Raw genomic sequence first — 568 nt, 5'->3', positions numbered from 1 at the left:
GCTGGAAGAGGCCGCCGAGCTCAGCGAGCGCTGGGCCGCATGCATTACCAGCGCGGCGACTACGTCCAGGCCTGCAACGCCTGGAGCCAGACCCTGGAGCTGGCCGACGACGAGACCCGCTGGGCCTGCCTGGCCCGCATCGGCCTGGCGCACCTGTGCTTCGCGCTGGGCGACTGGGCGCGCGGCGGTCGCGTGCTGGACCAGGCCGAGCTGCACTACCCGCAGCTGGGCGACGACCCCTACATGCGCTCCAAGATCGCGCTGAACCGCGCGGTGTCGCTGCGCGCGACGCAGGGCCCGCAGGCCGCGCTGCCGCGCCTGGACGAGGCCCGCGCCGACGCGCGCGCCGTCGGGCACCGCGACTACGAGGCCGAGGCCATGTGGCATCACGCGCGCTGCGCCCGCGACAGCGGCGCCCTCGACCACGCGCTGGCGCTGGCGCTCCAGGCCGAGGATCTCTCGCGCCGCAGCCGCTATCGCTGGCTGCAGGCGCAGACGCTTTTGCTGGTCAGCGAGCTGCGCCGCGGTGCAGAGGCGGTGGCGGCCGCGCAGCAGGCGCTCGCGCTGG

Annotated in this window: 1 protein-coding gene; it reads left to right on the top strand. The window is 75.4% G+C overall.

The annotated features are described in order from the left end of the window. Window positions 1–39: 39 nt before the first annotated feature. A partial coding sequence (locus FUT87_RS24700; protein ID WP_222617275.1) for a hypothetical protein occupies window positions 40–568 on the top strand: 529 nt, incomplete at its 3' end.

It is taken from the genome of Mitsuaria sp. TWR114 (genome assembly GCF_007997345.1).
This window is presented reverse-complemented; position numbering and strand designations above follow the sequence as displayed.